Source organism: Mycobacterium sp. IDUB_17 (genome assembly GCF_055419465.1).
In genome coordinates, this window is sequence record NZ_JBVAXS010000002.1 from 281,297 (window position 1) to 300,449 (window position 19,153).

At 65.1% G+C, this 19,153-nt stretch carries 21 protein-coding genes and 1 pseudogene; 13 read left to right on the forward strand and 9 right to left on the reverse strand.

Features of this window, described 5'->3' with window-relative positions:
- Positions 1–43: 43 nt before the first annotated feature.
- Positions 44–1,339, forward strand: a complete 1,296-nt coding sequence (locus ACZYZ7_RS08485) for a metallopeptidase domain-containing protein (protein WP_463740647.1) — start codon at positions 44–46, stop codon at positions 1,337–1,339.
- A 52-nt stretch (positions 1,340–1,391) separates the two neighbouring features.
- Here ACZYZ7_RS08485 and ACZYZ7_RS08490 read toward each other — a convergent pair whose 3' ends face one another.
- Together ACZYZ7_RS08490 and ACZYZ7_RS08495 are read right to left on the reverse strand one after the other, a co-directional pair.
- Positions 1,392–2,027 (reverse strand): hypothetical protein, encoded by a 636-nt coding sequence (locus ACZYZ7_RS08490; RefSeq protein WP_463740648.1) that lies wholly within the window; start codon positions 2,025–2,027, stop codon positions 1,392–1,394.
- A gap of 82 nt (positions 2,028–2,109) precedes the next feature.
- The gene (locus tag ACZYZ7_RS08495; RefSeq protein ID WP_463740649.1) at positions 2,110–2,889 is read right to left on the reverse strand and encodes an SDR family NAD(P)-dependent oxidoreductase; all 780 of its coding nucleotides are present in this window, start codon (positions 2,887–2,889) and stop codon (positions 2,110–2,112) included.
- Positions 2,890–2,968: 79 nt separating this feature from the next.
- Between ACZYZ7_RS08495 and ACZYZ7_RS08500 the strand changes: the two genes are divergently transcribed.
- Positions 2,969–3,451 (forward strand): VOC family protein, encoded by a 483-nt coding sequence (locus ACZYZ7_RS08500; protein WP_463740650.1) that lies wholly within the window; start codon positions 2,969–2,971, stop codon positions 3,449–3,451.
- On the opposite strand, the gene ACZYZ7_RS08505 is transcribed toward ACZYZ7_RS08500, so the two are convergent.
- Positions 3,435–4,097, reverse strand: coding sequence for a nitroreductase (locus ACZYZ7_RS08505; protein ID WP_463740651.1), 663 nt, complete (start codon positions 4,095–4,097; stop codon positions 3,435–3,437). The genes ACZYZ7_RS08500 and ACZYZ7_RS08505 overlap by 17 nt on opposite strands.
- Positions 4,098–4,132: 35 nt before the next feature.
- Here ACZYZ7_RS08505 and ACZYZ7_RS08510 point away from each other — a divergent pair, with 35 nt between their 5' ends.
- Complete coding sequence (locus ACZYZ7_RS08510; protein WP_463740652.1) at positions 4,133–4,534, forward strand: RidA family protein; 402 nt, start codon at positions 4,133–4,135, stop codon at positions 4,532–4,534.
- A 122-nt stretch (positions 4,535–4,656) separates the two neighbouring features.
- The gene (locus tag ACZYZ7_RS08515) at positions 4,657–4,941 is read left to right on the forward strand and encodes a hypothetical protein (protein WP_450069542.1); all 285 of its coding nucleotides are present in this window, start codon (positions 4,657–4,659) and stop codon (positions 4,939–4,941) included.
- A gap of 88 nt (positions 4,942–5,029) precedes the next feature.
- On the opposite strand, the gene thiD is transcribed toward ACZYZ7_RS08515, so the two are convergent.
- Positions 5,030–5,842: a bifunctional hydroxymethylpyrimidine kinase/phosphomethylpyrimidine kinase gene (gene thiD, locus ACZYZ7_RS08520; protein WP_463740653.1), complete on the reverse strand. Its 813-nt coding sequence runs from the start codon at positions 5,840–5,842 to the stop codon at positions 5,030–5,032.
- Between the two features lie 91 nt (positions 5,843–5,933).
- On the opposite strand from thiD, the gene ACZYZ7_RS08525 reads away from it, so the two are divergent.
- Both ACZYZ7_RS08525 and ACZYZ7_RS08530 read left to right on the forward strand, forming a co-directional pair.
- Entirely contained in the window at positions 5,934–6,776 is an 843-nt protein-coding gene (locus tag ACZYZ7_RS08525) for a PhzF family phenazine biosynthesis protein (protein WP_463740654.1), read from the forward strand.
- Positions 6,777–7,064: 288 nt separating this feature from the next.
- Complete coding sequence (locus ACZYZ7_RS08530) at positions 7,065–7,544, forward strand: hypothetical protein (protein ID WP_463741052.1); 480 nt, start codon at positions 7,065–7,067, stop codon at positions 7,542–7,544.
- Here ACZYZ7_RS08530 and ACZYZ7_RS08535 read toward each other — a convergent pair.
- Positions 7,520–8,140 (reverse strand): TetR/AcrR family transcriptional regulator, encoded by a 621-nt coding sequence (locus tag ACZYZ7_RS08535; RefSeq protein WP_463740655.1) that lies wholly within the window; start codon positions 8,138–8,140, stop codon positions 7,520–7,522. The genes ACZYZ7_RS08530 and ACZYZ7_RS08535 overlap by 25 nt on opposite strands.
- Positions 8,141–8,209: 69 nt before the next feature.
- On the opposite strand from ACZYZ7_RS08535, the gene ACZYZ7_RS08540 reads away from it, so the two are divergent.
- The 3 genes from ACZYZ7_RS08540 to ACZYZ7_RS08550 all read left to right on the forward strand — a co-directional run bounded on the left by ACZYZ7_RS08540 (position 8,210) and on the right by ACZYZ7_RS08550 (position 10,873).
- The gene (locus tag ACZYZ7_RS08540) at positions 8,210–9,373 is read left to right on the forward strand and encodes an aromatic ring-hydroxylating oxygenase subunit alpha (RefSeq protein WP_463740656.1); all 1,164 of its coding nucleotides are present in this window, start codon (positions 8,210–8,212) and stop codon (positions 9,371–9,373) included.
- Between the two features lie 94 nt (positions 9,374–9,467).
- Positions 9,468–10,085 carry a TetR/AcrR family transcriptional regulator gene (locus tag ACZYZ7_RS08545; protein WP_463740657.1) on the forward strand — a complete coding sequence of 206 codons (618 nt, stop codon included), beginning with the start codon at positions 9,468–9,470 and terminating at the stop codon, positions 10,083–10,085.
- Entirely contained in the window at positions 10,082–10,873 is a 792-nt protein-coding gene (locus ACZYZ7_RS08550) for a hypothetical protein (RefSeq protein WP_463740658.1), read from the forward strand. Before ACZYZ7_RS08545 ends, ACZYZ7_RS08550 begins: the two co-directional genes overlap by 4 nt.
- On the opposite strand, the pseudogene ACZYZ7_RS08555 reads toward ACZYZ7_RS08550, so the two are convergent.
- Both ACZYZ7_RS08555 and ACZYZ7_RS08560 read right to left on the reverse strand, forming a co-directional pair.
- Positions 10,839–11,387: pseudogene (locus tag ACZYZ7_RS08555) on the reverse strand (VOC family protein). The gene ACZYZ7_RS08550 and the pseudogene ACZYZ7_RS08555 sit on opposite strands and share 35 nt — an antisense overlap.
- A 39-nt stretch (positions 11,388–11,426) precedes the next feature.
- Entirely contained in the window at positions 11,427–11,909 is a 483-nt protein-coding gene (locus ACZYZ7_RS08560) for a DUF6194 family protein (RefSeq protein WP_450069536.1), read from the reverse strand.
- A gap of 45 nt (positions 11,910–11,954) precedes the next feature.
- Here ACZYZ7_RS08560 and ACZYZ7_RS08565 point away from each other — a divergent pair, with 45 nt between their 5' ends.
- On the forward strand, positions 11,955–12,659 hold the full coding sequence (locus tag ACZYZ7_RS08565) for a MerR family transcriptional regulator (RefSeq protein WP_450069535.1): 705 nt from the start codon (positions 11,955–11,957) through the stop codon (positions 12,657–12,659).
- Here ACZYZ7_RS08565 and ACZYZ7_RS08570 read toward each other — a convergent pair.
- Positions 12,656–13,819 carry an LLM class flavin-dependent oxidoreductase gene (locus ACZYZ7_RS08570; RefSeq protein WP_463740659.1) on the reverse strand — a complete coding sequence of 388 codons (1,164 nt, stop codon included), beginning with the start codon at positions 13,817–13,819 and terminating at the stop codon, positions 12,656–12,658. The genes ACZYZ7_RS08565 and ACZYZ7_RS08570 overlap by 4 nt on opposite strands.
- Positions 13,820–13,916: 97 nt before the next feature.
- Positions 13,917–14,582, reverse strand: coding sequence for a TetR/AcrR family transcriptional regulator (locus ACZYZ7_RS08575; protein WP_463740660.1), 666 nt, complete (start codon positions 14,580–14,582; stop codon positions 13,917–13,919).
- 291 nt (positions 14,583–14,873) lie between these two features.
- Between ACZYZ7_RS08575 and ACZYZ7_RS08580 the strand changes: the two genes are divergently transcribed.
- The 3 genes from ACZYZ7_RS08580 to ACZYZ7_RS08590 are packed head-to-tail and all read left to right on the forward strand — an operon-like array spanning position 14,874 to position 19,071.
- Positions 14,874–15,311 (forward strand): MmpS family transport accessory protein, encoded by a 438-nt coding sequence (locus tag ACZYZ7_RS08580; RefSeq protein WP_463740661.1) that lies wholly within the window; start codon positions 14,874–14,876, stop codon positions 15,309–15,311.
- A complete protein-coding gene (locus tag ACZYZ7_RS08585; RefSeq protein ID WP_463740662.1) occupies positions 15,308–18,220 on the forward strand; it encodes an MMPL/RND family transporter in 2,913 nt (970 codons plus the stop codon). Before ACZYZ7_RS08580 ends, ACZYZ7_RS08585 begins: the two co-directional genes overlap by 4 nt.
- The gene (locus ACZYZ7_RS08590; protein ID WP_463740663.1) at positions 18,217–19,071 is read left to right on the forward strand and encodes a thioesterase family protein; all 855 of its coding nucleotides are present in this window, start codon (positions 18,217–18,219) and stop codon (positions 19,069–19,071) included. The genes ACZYZ7_RS08585 and ACZYZ7_RS08590 overlap by 4 nt, the downstream gene beginning before the upstream one ends.
- The last annotated feature ends 82 nt before the right edge of the window (positions 19,072–19,153 follow it).

A 19,153-nucleotide genomic window follows, 5' to 3' on the forward strand; every position in this document is an offset into this window, starting at 1 on the left:
CTGCTTGGGACGGTCCCACACATGGACGCCAAGGAGGCTGGCGATGGCTGTATCGACACCGTGGCTGATTCTGAGATGCAAGTGGAAGGGCGCTGACGCCGAACCACTATCGGACACGTACTTCGAGAACATGTTCACTGCGGCCGGTGCAGGCACGCACAACATGGTGGAGTTCTTCGATCGGATGTCGCACGGCACCCTAGATCTCACCGGTTCCAAAGTGTCAGCCTGGATCTCGCTCCCGTACGAGCAGGCCGATTATGTCGGCAACGTTCCCACGGCCCCGCAGGGGAAGATCAACCGTACGGGACTCGTGGAAGCGGCCCGCCAGGCCGCCGACGATGCGGGTTACTCGACGGCCGATTTCACCGGCGCGGTGGTCGTGATGAACACGGCGACAGACCTTTACGGGCAACAGAATGGTTGGGCGGCCGTGTGCGACTCGACCAACGTTCACCCGGCCCTGTTGGGGCAGGAGATGGGACATGTCTACGGTCTCGACCATTCACGCCGAGCCGATCAGCCCGACGCGGACTATCTCGACGACTGGGATGTCATGTCCACGTGGGGTTCTTGCCACATCAACACGGTCGGACCCTATGGCGCGTGGGGGCCCGGCTTGAATGCCGCGAACATGCGGGGCCGCGGGTGGCTGGACCGATCGCGTGTCATGTCGATTGGTACCGACGCCTACACGTCGACGCATGTCGAGCTGCGGCCGCTGCATGCACGAGAACTTCCCGGCTACTTGGCGTTGGAAGTCGACGACTTCATCATCGAGTACCGCGACCGCACCGGATGGGATTCGGCAGAACCCGAACCAGTTGTGCTCGTGCACAGCTTCGTTGACAACCACTCAGTCCTACAGCCATCACATCGCGGGACGTATGGGCTGGTCGCTGGTGACGTTTGGTCACCGTGGCCGGATACTCGGGACCTGCCCTACGTCCAGATCCGCGTCGATGCAATCGACCCTGCGGCACGGAAGGCCACGTTGTCGTTTTCTGGCCATGCCGGACGCGACTTGGAGGGCGAGATCCCGGTGGGTGGAAGCCGGGGTATTCCGTGGGTCGACGGCGGTGGCTTCATTGGTGTTGACGGGCACGTCCTGGTCATCAACCGCGGTGACCCGATTGTCACTTCCCTCAGGCAGTTGATGTCGTTGCAGCTCGCGGAGACTGTGGCCGACAGCGGGTTGCGGGCCGACCTCCAGCGACGCTCGCTCACCGAGCTGAGCCGTTTCGTTGATACCCGCCGGCGCATGCTGTTCCCAGGCGCCGCATCGACTATTCGCACGCCGGCCCCCCGGGCGCCCGAACTTCCAGGCAGCCGCCGATAACGACCGATACAGGCAGAGGACCGGTGGCACTCGATGTGGCTGGAACGGCGCCCTACTGGGGCGGCGGAGGCGGGGGCGCCGTTTCGCACTCGGCGAGCATCGGTGTGGAGAAGTTGACCGATCCGACGCCGCCAAGCGTCATCCCGTTGTCGCGCAGCGTCATCGTCGTCGTGTACCGGCAGGTCTGATTCACCGTCAGGCCGGTGAGAAAGTCGACGTCATAGGTGTAGAGGAATGAACGCACCAGCTGGTTGGCGTCCCATGGCACGTCGAGGGCGAACCCCAACGACGACGCGGACAAGGCGTTGAGCAGCCGCGGGCCGACCTCACCGATCCCCGGTGTCAGATAGAACGGGGCGCCGTCGAGCTTCGTGCCGGACACGCTGACGCTGCTGATGCGATAACCGGTGGTGCCGGACGGGATGAGTGGACCCCGTCTGATGTTCGTGCTGAACAGGATTGAGTAGTTTGTGCCGCCTGCGATAGCCGTCGTGCTGAAACTTGTCGAGGTGAACTCCTGCGGCAGTTGAGCCGCGCAATTGCCGACCTTGCCGGACGGATCACCGCATTCCTGTGGTGCCGCCAAGGCAACTGGCGCAACTACGGCAGCGCCGACGACGGGCATCGTCAAGGCGGCACCGCGGATGAACGTGCGGCGGGAGAACGAGCTCCCTGGATGATTCGTCATTGGTCTTCCTCCTTATTGGCTCGTGCTTTCATCGGCAAATTCGAACCTACAAGGGTGACCGACGGTTTGGCGGCGATTGCCGCTAGCGGAACGAACCAGCCCCGCCGTCGACGAGAAGCGTCTGCCCGGTGAGGTAGGCGGAGTCGTCGCCGATCAGGAAGGCGACGACGGCACCGATGTCGGTGGTGGGATCGCCGATTCGCTTGAGTGAGGTGCTCCTGACGACCGCCTCGTACTGCTTGGGCGCCATGTCGCGCAACACTTTCAGGCCGTCGGTTTCGGCGAGTGGGCAGACCACGTTGACCCTAATCCGGTCGACTCCCCATTCCAGGGCGGCGACCTTGGACATGCCGCGAATCGCTTCCTTGGCGCCGGCGTAGGCGCCGAAAGAGTGCGTGCCGACTGTTCCGGCGGCCGAGCCGAGGTTGACGATGGATCCGCCACCGCCTTTGACCATCACCGGGTGAATCGCCTGCATCAGCCGGAACGTTGCGCGTGGCCCGGTGTCGTGGACCCGCTCGTACTCCTCTGCCGGGATGTCGACGAACGGTATCGGTCCGGCGCTGGCCACGGCGTTGTTGACCAATCCGTCCACCGTTCCGAACGCGTCGAGTGTGGCGTCGACGATTCGCTGGGCGCTGTCGCCGTCTCGGAGGTCGGCCACCACGGATGCGACGTCGAATCCGGCTTCGACGAATTCCGCTGTGGTGTTTGCCAGTACGTCGTCGAGGATGTCGGTCACGAGCACCCGCGCCCCGCGGGAGAGTAGGGCAGTGGCGATGCCTTTGCCGACACCACGGGCGGCCCCGGTGACGATCGTGACGTGGCCGTCCAGCGAGAGCGGATGGCTGTAGGTGGACATGGGGTTGCCTTTCGAAGTCGGCCAGATTTGGCACGCTAACTCATATGATCAAGCGCTGACGAGGAAGTCGAGGAACCCCATGCTGAGTGATCTACGTTTCTGCCATCTGGTTGTCGGCGTGACCGACATGGATCGGGCCCTGGACTTCTACCGTGGCCTGCTGGGCATGGATGTGGTGTTCGACCAGTTGATTTCCGGTGAGCCGTTCGACGCGGTCCTGCACGCGTCCCGCCAGCAGGAGGGACGAGTTGTCGGGGGAGCGGTGGGCGGAGTCATGCTCGAACTTGTCAGCTTCGGGACGTCGACCCCGCCTGGATCGGGGAAGCGGGGCTTCGTGGGCAACCAGAACATCGCGTTGTCGGTCACCGACCTCGACGCGACGTATCGCGCCGTGATCGACGCCGGCTTCCAGCCCGTTCAAGAGCCGTTCCCCATCGACCGGGTCCGGATGTTCTTCGTCAACGACCCCGACGGCACCGCCGTCGAGTTCGTCGAGTTTCCCGGTGGCGCCCGCAGCAGCTATGAAATGCATCGCGGCGCAGAACTCACCGCAGAAAGGTAACCGTCTCCGACAACGGTGCACGCGGTATGGACGGTTGCGGCGGTGTCGGGTCTGGGTATCCAATTGACATACCGCAGTACAAGATTCGTTGTGACGGCGGTGCAATGACCTCGTCAACGGTGCGATGGTATTCCGCCCAGGCGATCTGCGGGCAGCTGTGCAGTCCTTCCGACCGCAGCAAGAGCATCACCGTCTGCAGGTACATGCCGGCATCGCCCCATTGCGGCGGTGGCATGTCGCGGTCCAGGTAGCAGAACAGCGCGGTGGAGGCGCCGAAGCAGTCCCAGTTGCCGGCACGGACCCGGGCTCGCGCCGCGTGGTCGTCGTGGCTGATACCCAGAGCGCCGTAACGCCGTTGTCCGAATTCCTTGAGGCGCTCCTGGTACGGATTGCTCAGCGGTGTCGGATACGTCGCGACCTCCAACGGATCTCCGCGGTCTCCTGCCGCTACCCGTAACGCGATCCGTTCCTTGAGGTGAGCCAGGCGCTCACCGCCGAGCACGTAGATGTGCCATGGCTGAAGATTGCCTCCCGACGGCGCCCGCGAGGCTGCCGTCAGCACCCGTGACAAGACGTCCCAATCCACCGGGCGATCCGCAAAAGCCCGCACTGAGCGCCGTGACGCCACCGCTTCGTACACATCCACCCCGCCCAGCGTATGTCAGCCTGCGACACTTGATCATGGCCATCGAGTTGGTGCACAGTGCCCGGCTATTCGCAGGTGTGCCCTATGCCTACGCCGCGATCGCGCGTGGACCGGGCCTGATCTTCACCGCAGGCGCCTGTCCGCTCGACGATCAGGGCCGGGTCGTCGCTCCGGGCGATATTGCGGCTCAAGCCCGTCAGGCGCTGGATAATCTCCGGATCACGTTGCAGGAGTGCGGTGCCGAGCTGCATGACGTGGTGAAGACGACGATCTATGTCGTCAGCAGCGACCGCGACGATCTCACCGCGGCGTGGAATGAAGTGTCCCGTGGCTTCGAGGATCACCGCGCGCCGAGCACGTTGCTGGGTGTTGCCGTCCTCGGATATCCCGATCAACTCGTCGAGGTCGAGGCGATCGCTGTGGCGCCGACGCCCTGACGGGCTTGGTCCGAAGCGCGACGGCAAGCTCACACCTCGGTCGATGTCAGTGTGAACAGCTCCTTACCGGACGGATACGGCCGGGAAACTGGATCGCCGAGGGACGCTGCCACCGTAAGGCGATGACGGCAGACCCTGTTGATCCACTCTGGCTCCGGCCGGTGGCCGTGCCTGCTCCGGTGGTGAACATGGCTCCGCGGGCCAGCGCCGATGTACGCCAGGCGCAGGCATTCATCGTGCTTCTCGAGGCTGAAATGGCCGACCTTCAATCACAATTAGCCCGGATTGACGACCGTGTCAGGGCCGGCCGACCGGGAGCACAGCATCACCAGATGGCGGTGCGTACGCGACTCAACGAGGTGAGGCGCCTCCTCGACGCGCTCATCTTCCGGTTTCCGTCCGCCTGAGCTTCCGGTCGCCGATCGCGGCCTTTGCTGACGGCAATCTCCGTGACTACCCCCGCTGGGATCGCTGGATGAGGCCGGCTGGTAGCCCTCAGCTGCGCGCGAGGGAGTGTCCGGCTCCCTGCCACACGGTGTCGAACGGTGCGTTTCCACCAATCCGATCGATGATGCCGGCGGTGGTGAAGTCCTTGGCCAGGCGCACCGCCTCCGGGGCGCTCGCCCCCTTGGCCAGTGCGGCGGTGATCGCCGCTGCCAGCGTGCATCCCGCGCCGGCGACGCGGGCCTGTCCGACCTTCGGCGCGCGCAGGACCTCAGCCTCGTTGCCGTCGAAGAGGACGTCGACGGCGTCGTCACCGGGGAACTCGACCCCGCCCTTTACGACAACGTAGGCCGGGCCCAGGTCGGCGATGCGTCGGGCCGCCTCGACGAGGTCATCGATCGAGGAGATGGCGTCCATCCCGGCGAGGGTGCGGGCCTCGAAGAGGTTCGGGGTGACGACGGTCGCCAGCGGCAGGATCTGACGGCGCAGTGCGGTGTCGGTGTCGAGTGCGGCGCCGGGCTCCTGCCCTTTGCAGATCAGGACGGGGTCCACGACGATGTGCCGCCAGGATTGGCGGGCCAGGGCCTCTGCGACGACGTCGATCGTTGCGGGAGTGCCGAGCATGCCGATCTTGACGACGTCGAGGTCGTACGCCGACGTCGCCGCCTCGATCTGATCTGCGATGACTTGCGGGTCGACCGGCACGAACCGGTGGCCCCAGTTCGCCTTGGGGTCGAACGACACGATGCACGTCACGGTGCCCACGCCGTAGGTACCGAACTCCTGAAAAGTGCGCAGGTCAGCTTGCAAACCGGCGCCGCCGGTGGCTTCGGATCCGGCGATGACATACGAGAGGTCGATCACGTGGGTGAGCGTACGCCAGGGCTACGAGCGTCCCACTGCAACTCGGCGGATACTGGCGTAGGTTGCTGCGCTCTTCGGAGGTGGGAGGACTATGCCGCGTCATCGTGCATTTGCCCAGGTCGATGTGTTCTCGCGAACCCCGTACCTCGGTAACCCGGTCGCGGTCGTGCTCGATAGCGAGGGGCTCGACGACGTTGCGATGCAACGGCTTGCACGCTGGACCAATCTGTCGGAGACGACCTTCGTGCTGCCCCCGACGAACCCCGAGGCCGACTACCGTCTGCGCATCTTCACGCCGGGCAGTGAACTGCCGTTCGCCGGGCACCCCACGCTCGGTTCCGCACACGCCTGGCTCGGACACGGCGGACAACCCCGGCGTGCGGGACGTGTCGTGCAGGAATGCGGTGCCGGACTCGTCGAGGTGCGGCAACGTGACGCCGAGCTGTACTTCCAGGCGCCACCGACCCTGCGGTCCGGACTTCTCGACGACGAGTATCTGGATCAGATCATCGACGCCTTCGGGCTGGCACGCACAGACGTCCTCGCGCACCAGTGGGCTGACAACGGTCCAGGCTGGGCCGTCCTCGTGCTGGACAGCGCGCAACGTGTGCTCGAACTGGAACCTGACTTGGCCCGGATTCCCGCGGCCATGGTCGGTGTCATCGGCGCATATCCGGCGGGATCCGCGCACGACTACGAGATGCGGACGTTCGCACCGGGCGTCGGCGTTCCCGAAGATCCGGTGTGCGGCAGCATGAATGCCTCGGTGGGGCAGTGGCTTACGAGTACCGGTGCGGCTCCGGCGGAATACCGGGTCTCTCAGGGGGCGCGGCTCGGCCGGGCCGGCGAGATCAGCGTGCGCTCTGATTCCGACGGGTCGGTCTGGGTCGGCGGTGCCACCACCACCTGCATCGAAGGTGTCGTGACCCTCTGATCTGTCAGTCACCGACGGGCGTTCGGCCACGAATGTTTTTGACAATTCAATAGTTTTTCGAAAGCGTGGCAGGTGACCGCTTGTTATGTTGCGGTGCGGCAGCCCAGATCCTCGTGGGGATCTCATCGATTGCTGGGTATGGCGCTGTCGCGGTGTGGATTCGTCGATGGAGACGCGAATTATGGCGTATTCCTACAGTTTCGAACCCTAGTGCGGAAGTTCTCTGGCAACCGCCAACACTACTTGAAGTTAGCTGATACCGTCGCGCTCATGAAGCTCGTGCAATGCATGGCCGCAGCCGCGGCTGCACTGGCGGTCTTTGGGGCCGCCGCATGCAGCAGTGCGTCCACTGATCAGGATCCGTCGACCACGCCCGTCCCGGGCACCTCGTCGCCCACCAATCCGGCCAGGTCACCAGGAGTCACCCATCCGGCTGCGCCTGGCGCGCCGAGTCAGCCGATGATGCCCAATCCGAACGGCGACGGTTCGATGGTGCCGTGCGAGGGGACCATCTGCACCAACCCGAACCATGGGGCCGGCGATAATCCGGAGGAAAATGGCGGGGCGGTGATGCCGAACCCTAATGGCGACGGCTCGGATGTGCCGTGTGAAGGCACTATCTGCACCAACCCGAACCATGGGGCCGGTGACAATCCGGAGGAAAATGGCGGGGCGGTGATGCCGAACCCTAATGGCGACGGCTCGGATGTGCCGTGTGAAGGCACCATCTGCACCAACCCCAATCACGGGGCCGGCGACGACGGGTAGGTCGTGCGCGCCGACACAGCCGGCGCCACCCAATCGCGCAGATAGGTACGCAGTTCGGAGTCTCGGCGTGACGGTCCGCCGGGGTCGATGATGAACGACTGCAGTGTCCGCAGCATGAACTCGACCAGCTGATCGAGCGCATCGCCGTCGAATCCGACTGCGGACCAATCGATGTCGAAACGCCGCAGGATCGACTTGCCGAATTCGATGGCGAGGTCCGATGTCACGCCCGCCGTGAACGCACTGGCCTTGCCGGGCTGCAGGACCAGGCTGAGGTAGCGGTCGTGCGGGATCTGCTCGGTCGTGTAGGCGATGCCCTCGACGACGGCTTCGCTGGGGTCGGTGATCGAACCCAGTTCGGTGGCCAGTCGATCGAGGAAGCCGTCCACCGAGGACACGGCGGTGGCGACCATGAGGCTCTCCAGCGTGGGGAAGTAGCGGTACACCGTTTGCCGCGTCACCCCTAGGGCCTGGGCCACCTCGGACACGCTCACCGTGCCGCGTGTATCGATCGCCGCCCGTGCCGCGTCGATGATGCGGCGGACGGCTTCGTCGTCGTCGGCGGGAATGTCTCCCGACCAGCCGTGCCTGCGCATCCGTCGATCGTCGCATGATTGACGATCCGATCTTGACAATACAGTCGATAGTCATTGTATGGTCAGGTCATGATCGCCAGCCCAGTGAGCAGCACTGATGAGGAACTGACCCGCCGCGCACTGCGGCATGCCGTTGAGGGAACGACGGACATGGCCGACCGGGTGCTGAAGGTGCCGTTGCACTACTACCGGGACCCGAAGATCACCGAGATCGAGGAATCCCAGATCCTGCGCCGGGTCCCGCTGGCCATCGTGCCGTCGGCCCAGATCGCGGAGCAGAACGACTTCGTCGTCCGCTCGGTGCTCGGGGACTCGCTGCTGGTCACTCGCGACCGCACCGGCGCCAGCCACGTGTTCCTCAACTACTGCCGCCACCGCGGCGCCATGCCGGCCTGCGGGTCCGGCAATGCGTCACGCTTCGTCTGCCCGTATCACGCGTGGACCTACCGCAACACCGGTGAGCTGTTCATGGTCCCGGGCAAGGCCGGCTTCGACACGATGGACCCGGCGGATTATGGCCTGGTGGAACTGCCGTCGGAGGAGCGCCACGGCTTCGTCTGGGCGGTCCTGACCGCGGACGCGACGATTGACCTGGACGGTCACCTCGGAGCGCTCGGACCTGAACTGGCGCAGTGGAATTACGAGTCCTACGGCTACCACACCGACCGCGAGTTCTCCTCGGAGGTGTCGTGGAAGGGCGCGCTCGAGGCATTCGCAGAGGGCTACCACTTCCCGTTTGTCCACGGCGAGAGCCTCATTGGGCAGAACACCCTGCCGAACACCGCGATCTATGACGAATTCGGCAAACATCACCGGATCGGGTTCCCGTTCAACTGGATCAAGAATCTCGCAGAGGATCCGAGCGCCTCATTCGACCCGTCGGCCAACATGGGCGTCATCTACTGGGTCTACCCGAACCTCATTCTCGCGAACAGCCCCGTCGGCGTGGAGATCATCGACATGTTGCCGGAGGGTGAACCGACCCGCTGCACGGTGCGGCACAGCTGGATGGGTCGTATCCCGGCGACGAATGACGACATGCGGGCGGCGTATGACGCCGTCTACGAAGGGGTTCACGCCGCCGTGCGCGACGAGGACTTCGCGATGCTCCCGCAGTGCGGTGCAGGAGTCCGGCACGGTCAGCACGACCATATGATCATCGGCCGCAACGAAATCGCCGTTCAGCACATGATCAAGGTGTTCGCCCAGGAGCTCGGGGTGGCGCTGGCCTAGCCTTGACGGAACCCACCCTAATGCTAGTAGGACTTGCGTTAAGCTGTCGCGGCGACGATACTTAACGCATGTTGAACTAGCGTTAGGGGTGATCATGGCTGACGAAGTTCGACGGCGGCCAGGCGGCCGTTCCGAGCGCGTCCGCCAGGCTGTGGCCGAGGCGACGTTGGAGGTGATGGCCGAGAAGGGCATCGCCGACTTCACGGTCAGCGATGTCGCGGCACGATCCGGGGTTCACGAAACCTCGATCTACCGGCGGTGGGGCAGTCGCGAGAGCCTGATCGCCGAGACTCTGCTGGGCTATAGCGAACGGGTCATCCCGGTGCCCGATACCGGGTCGATCGGCACTGACCTGCATGGATTGCTGAGCGGTATCGCCGCTTACCTCACCAGCCCGGTCGGACGGGCGCTGGCGCAAGCGTTGGCCTTCAGCGGTGAGGAATCGCGTTGGGCCGCAGTGCGGCAGGAGTTCTGGTCTGGGCGACTGGAGTTGGCCCGCACCATCATCGATCGCGCGATCGACCGCGGGGAACTGCCGGCCGGCACTGACCCTCGATTGGTCTTGGAGGCCCTTGTCGCTCCATTGAGCTTTCGGACCCTCGTCACGCGCGAGCCGATCGACGACAGTCTGTGCACACGTCTCGTCGATCTCGTGCTCGCCGGCATTCTGCCGCGCGAACCGATTACCAGCGAAGTGGGTGGAAACCGATGACAGGTGATGTCGTGATTCGGACCTTCATCGACGGGCATGAAGTCAGCCGCTCCGATGTTCAACGCTGGGAAGCGCGGCGCGCCAAGGCGGTTCTGGCCAAGCTGGATTCACGGCTGGGTCGCCGGGCTGTCGCCGAGATTCTTCCTGGCGTCGACCTCGACACGGTAACCGGCGCGGACTTGGATGCGCAGCGGGAAGTGCTGTGCGCGCTGAAGTTCGGACTCGGGCATGCGGGTATCTACGCGATGCTGCGCCACGAGCTGGCGATGTCCGAACGGGTGGCCCGGATCGCGGTGGCCGGCAGTCGTGGCAGAAAGGCCTACAGCACAACCAGACTCGTCGTCGACGGGGTGTCCGCCGCGCAGTTCGGTGCGTGGTTCGACGGCCTCACCGCGACGAACGACGAGGCGGCCATGGTCCGGGCCTGCCCTGACCACTACCTGCTGCGGGCGCTGCCGGACGGGCGGCAGGAAGTCGTCGAGACCACCGGGGGATCGCCGACCCCGACCCGGTTCCTCGTCGACTATGCCGCGGCCGGTTCGGTCTCGGTGCCGGTGAAACCTGAGTACCCGGTGCGGATCGCCGGTCGGGCAGTCCTCGACGACGGGCTGGTCATCGGAGGGGTCCGCCACCAGTTCCGGGACCACGACGGCGCGATGGAGGCGCTCCTGGCGGTCGAGTTTCCCGGGCTGTTTCCCGCCCGCGTGGTCGCCGCGCACCGCTGGCACCTGGCCGTCGAGTTCGGCAACTGGATCATCGCTGCAGGGGCCGCATCGCCTGCCGGGTGATGCCGGGCACCGAGTTCGCCAGGTCCGGGCGCTGCTTGCCGAAGGCCCGCATCGTTCGATAGAACGACCAGATCTGCGGTGGGGTCGGAACTTTCGGTACCCAGGCCAGTTCCCAGTGGATTCCGTTGATCGGGTCATCGAAGAACACCGCGTAGTAGCCGGGCCAGTACTCGGGGTAGTCCTTGGGTGCATCGGTGACCGGGAGATTCCTGGCGAGCAGGAATTCGCGATGAAAGCGGTCTACTTCCTTGCGATTTCGAGCCCACAGTGCGATGTGGTTGATCCCGACGGCCGGGTCGGGGTGGGTGAGTTTCTCCCCGGTGCGGGCCGGTTGGATTCCAATGTAGCTGTGCGGGTTGATGAATCGAGTCATGTAGTAGACCGACTGGTACTCCATGTTCAGCGACGAGAAGCTGTGGTACCCGAGCTAGCCGAGCATCGCGTCGTAGAACGCGATCGATTCGTCGTAGTCCAAGACCGCGAACTCGACATGACTTACTCCGCGCCACCGCATCCTGCCCCCCGGAGGGTTGACTACTACCGAATGTAGTACTCATGGGGCGTGCTGGGAAGTGCTGGACGCGCGGCGGATTGCTCGCCGGCGCGCCGCGTCGTGCGCCCCGCCGAGCAGGTTGACCGCCAACGCTTGAGTGTGTGCCCCCGGGTTGATGATCGAGATCCAGCCTTGGGCGCGATGGACCGGATGAGGGAGGACGGTGTCGACGGCGGTGAAGTCGACGGCGGTCGGGTCGACCCGAGGATCAGCGCCGACGACTTCGATGAAGGCGCTCCGGCCGACGTGGATGTTCAGCCGCCATCGGTCGGGTTGGTCGAGGTCACACGAAGTATCGTCGGGATAGTTCTTCGTGACAATGGTGGCGTAAGGCTGTTCTCGTTGCGGTACTTGACCGTTGGGTGCGAAGTAGAAGAAGTGGTCGCCCCAGGCGATCTGCGGGAACGGGCTGCCCGCTGTCGGTGCCAGTTCAAAGACGCCGTCGAAGCGTCGGATCATCTCCAGTAGCTGGTCCATACTCATGGTTGAAGTGTGCGGTTGAAGTGCTTATGGAGGGTTTGGAGCATCATGCTGACCGTCTCGGCGGTAGCGGCGGCGACCGGGTACTCGGTCCAGCAGATTCGTGACCTGGAGCGTCTCGGCGTCATCTCATCGGCGGTACGAGCGGACAACGGGTACCGGCAGTTCTCGACAACCGAGATTCGTGACCTACGTGCGTATCGCGATCTGGCCAACGCCGTGGGGCCGGCCGAGGCCCGTCGGTCGATGCGCGCAATCCGAACGGTGTCGCCAGGCGAAGCCGTAAACCTGGTGTGCTCGTTGCACATCGGGCTCAACAGGGAGCACGAACAGGCACTGGTTGCGCGTCAAGCGCTGGAGGCGATCCAGGGCGAGGCCGAGACTGAAGCTGCCCCGGTGGAAGCCGACGCGATGACCATCACCGAACTGTCACGGGCGCTCGGCGTTCGTGCCTCCACGCTCCGCTTCTGGGAGAAGGAGGGGCTGGTGAAGCCAGAGCGGATCACGAATCGGAGTGGATCGACCAGGCGCTATCAGCTTGAGGCCATCCGCGAGGCGCGCATCACGGCAGCTCTGCGGGCTGCCGGTTACCGCATCCCCGATGTTCAACGGGCGGTCGCGGCGATCCGGGACCTCGACGATGTGAATCGCTCACTCGAAGCGCTCGACAAGCGGTTGAAGTCGATCACTGAACGCACCCTTTCGCTCTTTCGCGCGGCATCGACTTTGGCTGAGATCATCCAATCCGCTTAGGTATCGGCCTTTTCGGCCTCGTACTTCTGCGCCATGTGGGTGATCGCATCGATCTGTGTCTGGGCCAGCTCGTCGCGCACTTGCCCGGCGCGCGCCGCGGCGTCCAGGGTCGGCTGGGCCTGCCCCTGGAAATGCGGCATGACTTCCTCGGCGAACAGCTCCGCCGAGCGTCGGGTGGCGGCGGGATTGGCCCAGTCCGCGGCCATCTGGAGCATGGATCCGAACCCGCCGGACTGGTCACACAGTCGCTGCACCTGGGCGCGCGCCCGCTCCGGAGTTCCGATCACACCGGCGCCGCGATCGTTGATCATGTCGATCATCTCGTCGATATGGCCGCCCGGCATGGTCATCTGCGGGAATGCCGCAATCTTCTGGAAGTAGTTGAACCACGCCTCGATGCCGTAGCGGACCTCGGCGCGGGCCTGCGCGTCAGTCTCGGCGACGTGGAACGGGCCGACTAGCGACCAATTGCTCCGATCGATCGTGGTGCCGAACGCCGCGGCGCGCTCCTCGGCGATGTTCCAGTGATGGCCCAGCGCATCGAAGCCGGCCTCGCTCAGCGTGGCGCCGACCGACAGCAGGCCGATGCCATGCTTGCCGGCCAACCGGGCACCGGTGGGGGAGGCCACGGCGGCCACCGACAACGGGATCCCACCTTCTGAGTACGGGGCCAGTTGCAGTTTCGCGTCGAACAGTTCGTGGGTGGGCGTCTTGGCGCTGACCGTTTCCCCGGCGAGCAGACGCACCAGGATGTCGAGGTTGGTTTCCAACAATTCGCGGGTATCGGTCGGGTTGAGCCCGATCATGGCCGAGTCGGTGGGCAGGGAACCGGGTCCGACGCCGCCGATGATGCGGCCGTGGGTGAGGTGGTCGAGCAGCATCAGCCGGTCGGCCGCCCACAGCGGGTTGTGATACGACAGCGAGATCACGCCGGTGCCGAACTTGATCCGCTTGGCTCGTGCGGCCGCCGCGGCGATGAACACCTCCGGCGAGCTGATGATCTCGCTGCCGGCGGAGTGATGCTCGCCGATCCAGACCTCGTCGTACCCGAGCGCGTCGAGGTGCTCGATGAACTCCAGGTCCCGGTGCAGGGCCAACGTCGGATTGATGCCCGCGCGATGGAACGGGGCGATGAAGAAGCCGAAGCGGAGTCGGGACACAGGGCCTCCTTGGCGCGAAGTGTGTTCGTCAGAAAGCTAGCTTCGCGCTGACGGTGCCGATGGTGCACGAAAGTGGACAAATTGACCGAAGGCTCGGTCAAGAAGTACGTGAGCCGCGCCTTGAAGTCGATTGACGACGTGGCCCGGGGGAGACGGCGGCCTGGTCGAGTTGCAGGATGGCGGCGTCGATCAGGCTGCGGAGGATCTCGTCGGTGCTGAACGAGCTCAGCCACAGGTGTGGGGTATCGGTGCGGTGCAGCATCGCCACACCATGCACCGCGACCGAGAGGGCCGCGGCGATCCGATCGGATTCGGGCGTCGGGGGCGCCTGCGGGTCGTCGCCGCGGCAGGCGAGCAGGCCCCGGGTGACGATCGCCAATGCCTGCCGGGCGGCCGGCGAGGTGTCGGTGATCTGGCTCATCAGCGCATAGCGCAGCGGGTGGCGCTCGGCGAAGGACACGTAGGTCTGGCAGCCGAGAAACAGCCGCTCGCGCGGGGGCTTGCTGTCGGTGCGGTGTTCCGCGATCTCCTCGGACACCTGCGTCCAACTCGCTTCGGCCACCGCATCGAGCACGCTGTCACGGTCTTCGAAGTGCGCGTAGACCGAAGGGGCCGCGATACCGGCCTCGCGGGCGATGCTGCGCAGCGATACCTCGGCCTCATTCTGGGCGGCATCGATGACGCGGATGGCCGCGGAAAGGATCTCGTCGCGAAGGAGGGCGCCCTGACCACGCATATTGCGTCGACGAGGGGCTGGAACCATGCCCTTATGCTAACACGTGTTAGGTTAACGCCGGGTCGGTTTCTCGTGCGCCCACTATATGTGGACCGGCCTTGCTCCTGTCGCATCTTTGCGCCTCGGGCGTTTTCGGCGACGGTCCTTGTCTGATTGCCGATCAAAACTATTGCTGCTCAGCGGATTACGCGATTCCAACGTCTCGGCGAACGCCTGGCTTACCGGTCGATTGCCTCAACTTTACATGTGTTTGCTTATGGCTGTAAGGTCAGCGTCCATGTTGGGTGCGGTAACGCGGAATGCGTCTGGATACAGGCGATGAAGACAGTGATGACCGCACTGGCGCGGATGTGGATTGTGCTGGTGATCGTCGTGGTGGTCGGCGCCGGCGCGTTCATCATCAACCGGTTCCACGGGGTGTTCGGCACGCAGCGACTGGCTGGCGGTGACGCCCGGGTCGAGAACATCGTCTCGACCGTGCCCAAGTACGTGACCTACGAGGTGTACGGACCGGCCGGCACCTCCGGGATGGTCAGCTACATCGACGAACACGCGCAAGCGCAGGAGACTCAGTTCAGCGCCCTGCCCTGGACGCTGACCCTGACCACCACCGTGCCCAGCGTGTTCGCCAACGTCATCGCGCAGGGCGACAGCGGGGCGCTGGGCTGCCGCATCACCGTCAACGGCGAAGTTCGCGACGAGCGGTCCGCCGACGGACACACCGCCACGACAAGCTGTTTGGTGAAGGCGGCATGAGCGGCCACCGTAACGTCGAGGGCGCCCGGCCGCCCCTGTATCCCCGGCTGATCCGCACCCTGTCGGTGCCGATCATCTTGTTCTGGTTGGCAGCCACCATCGCGGTGAGCGTGCTGGTGCCGACGTTGGAGATCGTCGGCAAGAACAACGCCGTCTCACTGTCCCCGCAGGACGCACCGTCGGTGATCGCGATGAAGCACATCGGCGAGAAGTTCGGCGAGTTCAACTCGGACAGCGCCCTGATGGTGGTGCTGGAAGGCGACGAACCGCTCGGCGACGACGCTCGCCGCTTCTACGGCGAGCTGGTGGCCAACCTGGAACGCGACACCGAGCACGTCCAGCATGTGCAGGATTTCTGGGGTGATCGCATCACCTCGGCCGGCTCGCAGAGCGAGGACGGCAAGGCCGCCTATGTCCAGGTGAACCTGGCGGGCAACCAGGGCTCCACCCAGGGCGTCGAATCCGTCGATGCGGTCCGCGAGATCGTCGAGCAGACCGAAGCGCCGCCGGGCATCCGGGCCCACGTCACCGGGCAGGCCGCCCTGGTCGCCGACACCAACGAGGCCGGCGACGAGAGCATGGTGAAGATGACCGCCGTGACGCTCGCCGTCATCGCGATCATGCTGCTGGTGGTCTACCGCTCGTTCGGTGCCACGCTGATCGCGCTGTCGGTGGTTCTTGCCGAGATGAGCATGGCGCGCGGGCTGATCGCGGTGCTCGGGTCCGTGCATGTCTTCGGCTTGTCGACATTCGTCGTCAGCATTCTCACCGCGCTGGCCATCGCGGCGGGCACCGACTACTGGATCTTCCTGGTCGGCCGCTACCACGAGGCCAGAAACGCCGGCGAAGAGCGTGAAACCGCGTACTACACCACGATTTCCGGCGTCACCCACGTCATCGTCGGATCCGGGCTGACCATCTCGGGCGCGATGCTGTGCCTGCACTTCACCCGGTTGAACTACTTCAACACGCTGGCCATCCCGTGTGCGCTGGGCATGCTGGTGATCCTGGTGATGGCACTGACCTTCGCCCCAGCGGTGCTGGCGGTGTGTGTCAGGTTCGGCTGGTTGGACCCCAAGCGGGCGACCAAGACCCGCGGCTGGCGCCGGCTGGGCACGGCTATCGTGCGCTGGCCGTTGCCGATCCTGGTTGCCGCCACGTCCATCGCGCTCATCGGGGTGCTGGCCCTGCCGGGCTATCGGACCAACTACGACAACCGTCACTACGTTCCGGCCGATGTGCCGTCCAATATCGGGCACGCCGCGGCCGAGAAGCATTTCTCTTCGGCCAGAATGAATCCCGACATGCTCATGGTCGAGGTGGACCACGACATGCGCAACGCGCGCGACATGCTGGTGCTGGACCGTATCGCCAAGAACATCTTCCGGGTGCCGGGCATCGCGCGGGTGCAGAGCATCACCCGTCCGCTCGGACCGCCGATGGAACACGGCTCGGTTCCGTTCCAGGTCAGCGCCCAGGGCGTGGCCATGCGGGAGAACCTGCAGTTCATCAGGGCCCGCCTGGACGACACGTTGAAGATGACCGACCACCTCAGCTCGATGATCGCGATCATGGAGCACCTGCACGATCTGAGCGTGCAACTGTCCGACGCGACCCACAGCGCGGTCGGTGCCACGCACGACATGGAAGCCACCATGGCCGAACTGCGCGATCAGGTCGCCGATTTCGACGACTTCTTCCGGCCGGTGCGCAACTACTTCTACTGGGAACCGCACTGCTTCAACATCCCGGTGTGTCACGCCCTGCGGTCGGTGTTCGATGCGACGGACGGTTTCGACAAGCTGGCCGACAACACCAAGGCCCTGGCCACCGAGATGGACAAGGTCGACGGGCTGACCCCACAGATCGCCGCGCAGATCCCGCCGATGATCGGGATCTCCACCCAGGTGCGGGATTTGATGCTGACGCTGCACAGCACGTTCAGCGGGATGCTCATCCAGATGGAGCAGATGACCGACACCGCGTCGGCCATGGGCCAGACTTTCGACGACGCCAAGAACGACGACATGTTCTATCTGCCGCCCGAGGCGTTCACCAGCCCGGACTTCCTGCGCGGTATGGAGCTGATGCTCTCACCGGACGGGAAGGCGGCGCGGATCCTCATCACCCACGACGTGGATCCGGCCACGCTGGAAGGTATTTCGCATGTGGACGCCGAGCTGCTGGCGGCCAAGGAAGCCGTCAAGGGCACGCCGTTGGCCAACGCCAAGTTCTATCTCGGCGGTACCGCGGCCACCTACAAGGACATCCAGGAAGGCGCGCATTACGACCTGTTCATCGCGGCGCTCGCGGCGATCATCCTGATCTTCGTGGTGATGTTGTTGATCACCCGGGCCCTGGTGGCCTCGCTGGTCATCGTGGGAACGGTGGTGCTCTCGCTGGCCGCTTCGTTCGGCATGTCGGTGCTGATCTGGCAGCACATCCTGGGCATCGAACTGCAATGGCTGGTGATCGCGATGTCGGTGATCATCCTGCTCGCGGTCGGCTCGGACTACAACCTGCTGGTGGTCTCCCGGATGAAGGAGGAACTCGGCGGCGGTATCAAGACCGGGCTGATCCGGGCCATGGGCGCCACCGGCGGGGTGGTCACCGCGGCCGGCATGGTGTTCGCCTTCACCATGATCTCGATGATCGCCAGCGACCTGCGTTCGGTCGGTCAGATCGGCACGACCATCGGCCTGGGGCTGCTGTTCGACACCTTCATCGTCCGCTCACTGATCACTCCTTCGATCGCGGCGCTCCTCGGGCGTTGGTTCTGGTGGCCGCTCAAGGTTCGAAGCCGCCCGGCGCGTCCCACTCCGGCTGCACCGCAACCGGTTCCCGCTCTTGCCGCCGCCGGCCCTTCGAACGACGAGCCGACCGTGGAGATCCCGAAAGGAACCCCATGACCGAGATCCTCACCCGCACCAGCCCATTCGCTGAGCTCACCGCGCTGCGCGAGTTCGGGCCGGACCGCTTCGGTGCGACCGTTGATCCGATGTGGACCATCGGGCCCAAGGTGCACGGCGGCTGCATGATGGCGATCTGCGCGGCCGCCGCGCGCCGGTCCGTCCTCGCCGCCGGCGGCAGCGCCGAGCTGCAGCCGGTCGCGGTGAGTGCCAACTATCTGGCCGCACCGGATCCGGGTGAGGTGCAGGTGAGCACGACCCTGCGCAAGCTGGGCCGACAGGTGTGCGCGGTGGATGTGCAGCTGTCGCAGGGGGATCGGGTCGCGGTGACGGCGGCGGTCACCCTCGGCATGCTCGACGACGGCGACCCGCGGCATCAGGAACCGCTGGCGCTGACCCAGATGCCGGCCGAACCGTCGGCCGATGCCGTGCACGTGACACCGGACCATCCGATGGGACAGATCGTGCACGTCGCGCAGGGTTGCGATCTGCGGGTCGACCCCTCGGCCGCACTGTTCCTGACCGGCCGGCAGGGTGACCCGATCAACCGGATGTGGTTGCGGCCCTTCGCCGCCGACGAGGCAGACACCGACACGGCGCTGCTGTTCGCGCTGATGGCCGGCGACATCAGTGCGCCGGTGACGATGAACCGGGGAATGTTCGGCTGGGCGCCGACGGTCCAGCTCACGACCTATCTGCGCCGGCGACCGTCGCCGGGTTGGCTGCGGGTGATGGCGAATTCGACGGTCATGGGCACGACCTGGTTCGAAGAGGACCACCTGATCCTCGATGCGACCGGGGCGGTCGTTGTGCAGAGCCGTCAGCTGGCGATGATCCCGAAGGGCGCCTGAAGGCAGCGGAGTCGCGTGATTGCTGCCAACGGCCGGTCAATTTCTGCCAGCGGAATTAACCGCCTTGAGCAGCGTGTTGTGG